Annotated in this window: 8 protein-coding genes; 1 reads left to right on the top strand and 7 read right to left on the bottom strand. The window is 58.8% G+C overall.

Going from position 1 to position 7,833, the window contains the following annotated elements:
- Positions 1-530: 530 nt before the first annotated feature.
- From IB264_RS35020 to IB264_RS34055, 7 genes are all read right to left on the bottom strand, one after another.
- A complete protein-coding gene (locus tag IB264_RS35020; protein ID WP_244497422.1) occupies positions 531-953 on the bottom strand; it encodes an aldo/keto reductase in 423 nt (140 codons plus the stop codon).
- Between the two features lie 44 nt (positions 954-997).
- Positions 998-1,138, bottom strand: coding sequence for a hypothetical protein (locus IB264_RS35025; RefSeq protein WP_244445447.1), 141 nt, complete (start codon positions 1,136-1,138; stop codon positions 998-1,000).
- A gap of 216 nt (positions 1,139-1,354) precedes the next feature.
- A complete protein-coding gene (locus IB264_RS34035; RefSeq protein WP_025429793.1) occupies positions 1,355-2,239 on the bottom strand; it encodes a carbohydrate ABC transporter permease in 885 nt (294 codons plus the stop codon).
- A gap of 10 nt (positions 2,240-2,249) precedes the next feature.
- Positions 2,250-3,170: a carbohydrate ABC transporter permease gene (locus tag IB264_RS34040; protein ID WP_025429792.1), complete on the bottom strand. Its 921-nt coding sequence runs from the start codon at positions 3,168-3,170 to the stop codon at positions 2,250-2,252.
- Positions 3,171-3,221: 51 nt separating this feature from the next.
- Positions 3,222-4,493, bottom strand: a complete 1,272-nt coding sequence (locus tag IB264_RS34045) for an ABC transporter substrate-binding protein (protein WP_025429791.1) — start codon at positions 4,491-4,493, stop codon at positions 3,222-3,224.
- A gap of 41 nt (positions 4,494-4,534) precedes the next feature.
- The gene (locus IB264_RS34050) at positions 4,535-5,638 is read right to left on the bottom strand and encodes an ABC transporter ATP-binding protein (RefSeq protein WP_025429790.1); all 1,104 of its coding nucleotides are present in this window, start codon (positions 5,636-5,638) and stop codon (positions 4,535-4,537) included.
- Between the two features lie 11 nt (positions 5,639-5,649).
- On the bottom strand, positions 5,650-6,774 hold the full coding sequence (locus IB264_RS34055; RefSeq protein WP_025429789.1) for an enolase C-terminal domain-like protein: 1,125 nt from the start codon (positions 6,772-6,774) through the stop codon (positions 5,650-5,652).
- 207 nt (positions 6,775-6,981) lie between these two features.
- Here IB264_RS34055 and IB264_RS34060 point away from each other — a divergent pair, with 207 nt between their 5' ends.
- A complete protein-coding gene (locus IB264_RS34060; protein ID WP_025429788.1) occupies positions 6,982-7,638 on the top strand; it encodes a GntR family transcriptional regulator in 657 nt (218 codons plus the stop codon).
- The last annotated feature ends 195 nt before the right edge of the window (positions 7,639-7,833 follow it).

The following is a 7,833-nucleotide window of genomic DNA, read 5'->3' on the forward strand; positions in this document are numbered from 1 at the left end:
GGTCCCATAGTGGGAGGGCCACGCAGGCCGATCCCGGAGAGAAGCGCGATACTGCGAAGACATCAATCAACCATAGCTACGGACAGTCAGAAGGTGCTTGACCTCACCACGCCGAATAGAGAAGACAACCAAAGCCACAGGCCACCGGCATAGAAATTTTCGCTCAGTAACCGTCGGCAAAGCCGCTCGCCTGTTACGTTGCCCCTCCTCTTATGCTTTTGCGAATTTGTCCAAGCGGAAATTTTCGCCGGTTTTCTTGACCGCCCAGATGATCCAAGCAAGCTTGTTCGCAAGCGCTACTGTCACAAGCCTCGCTGGCTTTTTGGCCCGGAGTCCCGACGTATCAACGGATGAACGCCGCAGTGCCCTTCCACGTCCTTCGTCATGATATCCGTCTCACCACAATCGCGAACTGCGAGAAGCTGCCATACAGAAGTGGAGCAGGTTCGCGCATCGTCAGGCCGCCTGATCGCGGACATCACCTCATCCCTTGACCCGAAGCCGAAAACTTTACAGTGCCGCAGCGACAGTCAGTCGAGCCGCGCCCAGAGATCTTCGGGAATAGGTTGTTGCAGAAGCGCCCAGTTTTCCCGCCACTCTGCGACGCTGCTGACCCCGACAACTACGGCACTGACCGCCGGGTGTCGCAGCGGGAACTGCAGCGCCGCCGCCTTGAGCTGCACGCCGGCGGAACGGCAAAGGCGCTCCAATGCGAGGGCCCGGGCCATCACCTCGGCGGAGGCTGGCAGATAGTCGAACAAGGCGCCGGGGCTTGGGTCCGCAAGAATGCCGCTATTAAATACCCCTCCCAGGATCCAACCGACACCACGGGCATGGCACTGCTTGAGAAAGTCGGCTACGCTGCGGTCGAGTAGGGTGAACCGGCCGGCCAGAAGAAAGCAATCAAAGTCGGCGGCGTCGATAAACCGCGACAGCATCTGCCACTGATTCATTCCTGCCGAAATAGCGCGAATAGCACCGGATTCCTTGAGGTTTCTCAGGCTCGGAACGCGCCGCGCACGGCTTCGTCGAAGTGATCGTCGGGGTCGTGAATGTGCGCTATGTCGATCTGATTCTGACCGAGCCGCGTCAAGCTGGCCTCGAACGAGCGCATCACGCCATCGTAGCTGAGGTCCATGAAAATTCGGGCGGCCAAGGCGACGTTCCGACAGTCCAGCTCCATAGAATGGCGCCGTATCAAAGATAATGTCTGGTCCCGCAGCCGCCTCCAGGATGGCGCCGGCAACCTCGTCGGACACCTGCCCCATCATGTTTCCAATTGGCGCGGCCCCAAGGCCAATCGGCGCGACTTTCAGACCCGTGCTACCCAGGGGCCTCGGCTCAAGCTCAATTGTCATCCTTTTTCGGCTCCCGACAGCATGCCGGAACGGACGAAACGCTGTGCCACGAGAAAGATCAGCAGCACGGGCAAGATGACCAGAACGGCTGCGAGAATGACCTCTGGCTTTTTGATGGGAATGTCATTGGATGGCAGGTTGCTAAGCGCCCCCGAGCTGCTCACCAGCGCTGTAAGCCCGACAGGCAGATTGTAGAGTCGATCGTCCGATAGCAGAACGAATGCCAAAAAGTAGTTGCTCCAAATGGCAAGGAAACTGAAGAACGCAACGAGCGCCAACAGCGGCCGCGCGAGCGGTAGCGCGATCCGGGAAAACAGTTGGAACCGATTGGCGCCATCGACGCGACCGGAGTCGAGCACGCCCTTGGGAAGCGAAGTCGAAAAGTAGATGTAGGACAGATAGACGCCGAACGGGAAGAATCCCGAGGCCAGGATCATCCCGGAATAGCTATTGTTGAGGCCGAGCAGATTGAGCTCAAGAAAGATGGGCAACACGACCGCGGTACTTGGCGTGATCATCGCGATCAGCGTCAGGATGAGTACCAGCCGCCGACCCGGAAATTCGCCCAGGGCCAACGCGTAGCCGGCCGGCACGCAGGCAATGAGCGAGAGCACCACGCCGCCCGCGGAATAGATCAACGAGTTGAGCGCCCACACCCCCAATTGGAAATTGTTGTAGGTCGTCAAGTTCGTCCAGGTTTCGACAAATGAGCTCCAGGTCCCAAGCGCATAGGGCGGGTCCGAAAACAGCGACGCCGTTGAGCGAGTGCTGGCCACAAACAGCCAAAGCAGCGGAATGCCATAGAAACAGACCGCGAAGACGAGGATCGCTGCTATAAGAAAGCGCCCCAAGGAAAACCGCACGGTAGCTGCAACTGGCATTTCTCGCCTCCTAATCGATCTTGTAGAATTTGGTCACGAACACGATGACCATCGCGATGGCGACCGACGTTGCAACGAGCATCGTACTGAGCGCCGCCGACGCGCCGAAGTCGCCCATCCGAAACGCATATTGGAAGGCAAGCTGGTTGAGCGACCAGTCGGGCTGGCCGTATTGCGCGCCGCCGAGCATCATAAGCTGCGGCTCGACAAAGATCTGCAGACCGGCCGCAAGGGTCAGGATGGCCATAAGCGCGACGGATCGCCAGATCATCGGCAGCTTGATGCGCAGGGCAAGCTGCAACGGCGAGGCACCATCGACGCGCGCCGCCTCCAGCACTTCTGGCGAAAGGCTCGACAAAGCGCCGCCCATCACGACGATCCAACCACCCGAGGATGCGAAATACGCCATCATCGCGAAGACGCCAGCATAGCCCATGCCCGAGATGACGTCCTGGCGGGTGATCCAGCCGGCCATGTGCTGTAGTGGTTGGAACGGGCTGACCGATGGATCGAGAACAAACAGCCAGAGGACGACTATGGCAGATGACGTCACGGCGCCGGGAAGGAAAAAGACCGTGCGCAGCGCATTGCCGATGCATCGACTGACCGTATCGATCGCCAGCGCCAGAACGCAAACGCCAACGATGGTCAGCGTCACCCAGAGGCCAGCAAACGTCAGAACGTTCAATGCGCCCTCCGGGACACGGAAATCTGCAAAGACGAATTGGTAGTTGGCGATGCCCCAAAAAACCCATTTAAACGTGTCGAAAAAGCTCAAGCCGAACGCGTAGCCGATAGGCAACACGCCAAACATGAGCAGCAGCAGCAGATAGGGTGCCAGAAACAAATAGGATGCGATGACATCCCGCCGCCGCTGGCGACGGCCCTGCCGGGCACGCTCTTTGAACCTCTGCTCGTCGATGATGGACACTTCTTGCTCCTTGGTACTGGCCGGGCGCGGGAGGGCACCCGGCCAGATCTCTCACTCGACCGTATAGCCGTTCAACTTGGCTTCGTTGGTCAGTTCCTGCTGCAGGGCCGGCATCGAGCCGACTACCGTAGCACCGCTACCGATCGCCTGGCCGAGGACCTTGGAGATCGCGTCGGTGACGTTGAAGCGAAGGCTGGCATAGCCTGGGTGGCTGTACTTGGCGGCGTCGACTTCGGTGTCGAACACACCGACATCGGCGTAGTACGAGTCAGCCTTGAGCTTGGCGCCCCAGGCGATCGCCGACGCCTGATGAGCCGGTAGCGTGACCGCATTGGTCTGGTTGCCGATATCGGTTGCCGCCCAGATCAACAGATCGGTGACTTCGTGCGGATGTGCGGTACCCTTCCAGCCACCATAAGTACCACCGCCCCAGCTCCAGGTCAGCGGCTGCTGCTGGTCATCCCACTTGAGCGGCAGAGCGACCGAGAGCTGCCCGGCAGCCAGCAGATAAGTCGGCTTGATCACATATTCGCCGAACCACGTAGGGCCGACCAACAGCGGCACCTTGCGCGACTTGGCGAGTTCAACGAAAGCTGGATCGAACGGGCCAACCTTGGTGAGGCTGCCATTGGCAATCATCGTGTCAACCATGCGCGCCGGCTTCTGGCACTTTTCTGTGGTGAGGTCGATCTTGAGGGTATCGGGCTTGCCTTGGACCGGCATGGCGATATCGCAGCCGTCCGAGACCAGATAGCTCAAGAGCGGATAGGGCTCGATGGCGCTGCCGAGCACATATCCCTTTGGACCAAGTTCAGCGCCGAGCTTTTCGAAATCCTCCCAGGTGGCGGGCACCGAGGCTCCGAGCTCGCCCATCAGTTTGGTGTCATACCACACGATCATATGGGCCAGGTCGTTGCGCAGGCAAAGCAACTTGCCATTCACCCAGCACGGCGAATTGCCATTCAAGTAGAACTGGTCCTGGATATCCTTGGACACAATGTCTGTAAGGTCCATCAAATAGTCGGTGCGCCGGTTGGACAGCGCGGCCGTATAACCAATGTCAGCCATAAAGATCGCATCCGGGATCTCGCTCTTGGCCTGCATAGAGAGCTGCAGCTTGGCCACCAGATCGTTCGGCGCCACGGTGACGACTTTGAGCGTCACATCGTCATGGGCCTTGTCATAGGCCTCGAAGGTAGCCAGGCGGGGGGTGTCGGACCAGATGGTCAGTGTGACCGGATCCGCCGCGTTGGCTGGGGCCACCGAAATCGCCATCAACCCGCCAAGCAGACCGACCGTAATAGACGTCTTCAAGCTCTTCATTGCCTCTCCTCCCGCGCCGATTGACGGCCTTCGTTGATCGACTAGTTGATAGGGATCGCGGCTCCCGAAGGGCCCAAGGTGATCGCCGCGCTCGCCGGGAACGAAATCGACACGGCCTCGCCCTCGGCCATGGCAAAATTTCCAGGCAGCTGGACCACCGCAGTTTCACCACCTCGGAGTTCAAGATGGGCAAAGGTCACATTGCCGAGCCGCTCGATGACTTCGATGCGGCTCGGAATTGCGACGTCGGCACGATTGCATTGCTCGCCCGGCCGACTGACCTCGATCGCCTCGGGACGCACACCGATAGTGACGGGCCCGTAATGATCAGCGCCCAGGTCTCGTGCGAGCACCAGATCTGCTCCGGCGGTAAGCCGGATCTTGGCCGAACCGCCCGCTTCGTTGACCAGTTCGCCCGAAAGAAAGTTCATCGTTGGCGAACCGATAAAGCTGGCGACAAACCGGTTCGCCGGCTTGGAATAGAGCTCCATCGGCGCCCCGACCTGCTGGATCTTGCCGCCGTCGAGCGCCACGATGCGGTCGGCCAGTGTCATCGCCTCGACCTGATCGTGCGTGACGTAAATCATGGTGGTACCGAGTTCACGATGCAAGCGCTCGATCTCAAGCCGCATCTGACTGCGCAGCGACGCATCGAGGTTGGACAGTGGCTCGTCGAACAGAAACACCTTGGGGTGCCTGACGATCGCCCGCCCAATGGCAACGCGCTGCCGTTGACCGCCCGAAAGCTGCGCCGGCGAACGGTGCAGGAGTTCGCCGAGCTTAAGGATGCCAGCTGCTTCGCGGACGCGATTGTCGATCTCCGACTTGGACAGGCGGGACAGGCGCAGATTGAACGCGATGTTCTCGTAGACGTTCATATGCGGATAGAGCGCATACGACTGGAACACCATTGCAATGCCGCGCTCAGCCGGCTCGGCATGAGTTACGTCCTTGCCATCGATCAGGATGGCGCCGTCGCTGACAGTCTCAAGGCCCGCGATCATGCGCAGCAAGGTCGACTTGCCCGACCCGGACGGCCCGACAAACGCGACGAATTCTCCTTCATTCACTGTGAGATCAATGTCCTTAATGACACCCACGGCGCCAAAGGATTTCGAAACCGCATGAAGCTCGACCGCACCCATTGCCCAACTCCCTAGCTGTGATCTTTGCCGACGGTAACCTTGGCCTTGGCCGTCCGATCGAGTTCGTCCCAATCATAGTGGTAACCCAGACCCGGCTCCGTACTGACATTGAGGAAGCCGTCGGTGATGGCTAACGGCCCGAGCGTCGTCAGTCCCCTGATCTGCTCCTCATTCATCACCAACTGCTCGTAATAGTCGTTATTCGTGATCGCCGCGCAGAGCTGCGCATTCTCGAGACCCATGCCATGGACCTGGGCCCGCATACCAAAGCTCTCCGCCAAGTGCGCAATTTTCAGCGCGCCGGTGAACCCTCCTTTGTAGAGGGAGGATGTGCGGGTCATGTCGAGCGCCCCAGCCTCGATCCAACTCGCCATATTCCAATGCACGCCATCCGAAGTTTCGGCAGCCAGCACCGGCATCGTCAGCTTGTCACAAAGCTTGGTGTAGGCGCCGAGATAGAACTCGCGCATCGGCTCCTCATACCAAAGGAACCCTTGATCCTGCAGCGCCAGACCCACTTCGAGCGCATCGACATAGTCCCAGCCGGCAGAGCCGTCGAACATTAGATCCGCGTCCGGCCCGGTCCATTTGCGGAGTGCCTGTGACAACTCGATGTCGCGTTTTACGTCGCCCCAGGCGTGCAGCTTGAAAGCGTTAAAGCCGACATCCATGCACAGTTTGATGTTGCGCTCATACTCTTCGAGCGTTGGCCAGGTAACGGTAGATGCGTAGGCCGGCACCTTGGTGCTGTCGCCACCCAACATCTGATGGATCGGCATTCCCGCGATCTGCGACTTCACATCCCAGCACAACATGTCGAGCAGGCCAAGCGAGCGCAGATGCACCTCTTCGATGCGATCGATCTCCCACATGAGCGCCCACATCCGCTCAGTCATCAACGGGTTTTCACCGATGAACGTGTGGTACCGACGGCGCACTAGATCCAGCAGCGCGTCGCCACGACCAATCTCGATGGCACCGAAATGCCCGACATCGGTATCCATTCGCAGCACGGCCTTGGTGGGGCGAGTGCCACGTGGAATATCGCCGTGCGAACCGGGCAAGCCATTGCGCCAGATGAATTTTGGCCCGGGATCAACCTCAACCAGCCACGCAGTGAACGCCGTTATCTTCATAATCTACCTCAACCACGATCTGACATATTTAAAACGAGAATTGATATCTCTTGTCAAGATTAGGGTCTCAATTTATTATAGATGAGATCTCCTAGATGGCGTCATTCCGATATCACAAGGGCTGCTTGCCCTCATCCGGAGCCTTGCGCTTTCGCCTTCGGGTGGTGTCGTGCTAGCGATGAATTGGAAAATAACCGGATACGGACGATGACCGACGACGACCGACATAATCATGAGGGCTATCGAAAATTCCGCGAGGCTCTGCAGAATGGAACCCTCAAGGCTGGCATGGTTTTGACGCAGAACGAGCTGTGCGAGTTGCTCGGCATGTCATTGTCGCCGCTGCGCGAAACGCTGGTCTTGCTTGAGGAATTTGGGCTGGTCGAGATCAAACCGCGCACCGGGATCCAGATTGTTTATCCCGAGGTTGCCTTCATCCGGGAGAACTTCCAGTTTCGCATCATGATCGAGACCTACGCCCTCCGCGCTTTTGGCGACATGGTGACCGAGGCGTGGCTGGTCAGTATGAGGACCCGCCACGAGGACTGTCGCGCAGCGCTGATCGGCCATGGTCCATTCGAGGCGGTGCAAAGCCAGATGGTGGCGCTCGACCGAAAAATGCATCGCGACATTGTGGAGGCGCTGGGCAATCGCGCCATTTTAGAGACCCATGCCCGCATTCAGGAGAATTTGGGCATGGCCCGCCGTGTCCATCAACGCGCCGCTTATAGGGGGCAGTTGATCGACACGATTGAAGAACACCTGGAGGTTATTGCCTGTCTGGAGCGGCAGGATGTGCAAGGGGCAATCGCCGCGCTCGAAGTGCATTTCCGCGGCGCCACGCATCGGACTTTCGCCGCCTGACAGAGCCAGGAAATAGGCCGGAAAACTCTACCCTCCGCTGGTCCAGAAACCTGGGGCGGTTCAAAAAATGCTCTGATCCCCAAAAACTGGACCGTTTTTGATTGGAGTTTTCCGCGCTAGATTCCCGGCTGGGAACAGGAGCGGAAGTGATGAAAGCATCTAATTTTTCGGACGCCCAAAAGGCGTTCATTTTGA

Source organism: Ensifer sp. ENS11, assembly GCF_014851895.1.
Classification (GTDB): domain Bacteria; phylum Pseudomonadota; class Alphaproteobacteria; order Rhizobiales; family Rhizobiaceae; genus Ensifer; species Ensifer canadensis.

What these genes read in the sequence shown, in the direction of transcription:
- IB264_RS35025 (WP_244445447.1), bottom strand. Translation starts at nt 1,138, where the DNA reads ATGGACCTCAGCTACGATGGCGTGATGCGCTCGTTCGAGGCCAGCTTG.
- IB264_RS34060 (WP_025429788.1), top strand. Translation starts at nt 6,982, where the DNA reads ATGACCGACGACGACCGACATAATCATGAGGGCTATCGAAAATTCCGC.
- IB264_RS34055 (WP_025429789.1), bottom strand. Translation starts at nt 6,774, where the DNA reads ATGAAGATAACGGCGTTCACTGCGTGGCTGGTTGAGGTTGATCCCGGG.
- IB264_RS34035 (WP_025429793.1), bottom strand. Translation starts at nt 2,239, where the DNA reads ATGCCAGTTGCAGCTACCGTGCGGTTTTCCTTGGGGCGCTTTCTTATA.
- IB264_RS35020 (WP_244497422.1), bottom strand. Translation starts at nt 953, where the DNA reads ATGAATCAGTGGCAGATGCTGTCGCGGTTTATCGACGCCGCCGACTTT.
- IB264_RS34045 (WP_025429791.1), bottom strand. Translation starts at nt 4,493, where the DNA reads ATGAAGAGCTTGAAGACGTCTATTACGGTCGGTCTGCTTGGCGGGTTG.
- IB264_RS34050 (WP_025429790.1), bottom strand. Translation starts at nt 5,638, where the DNA reads ATGGGTGCGGTCGAGCTTCATGCGGTTTCGAAATCCTTTGGCGCCGTG.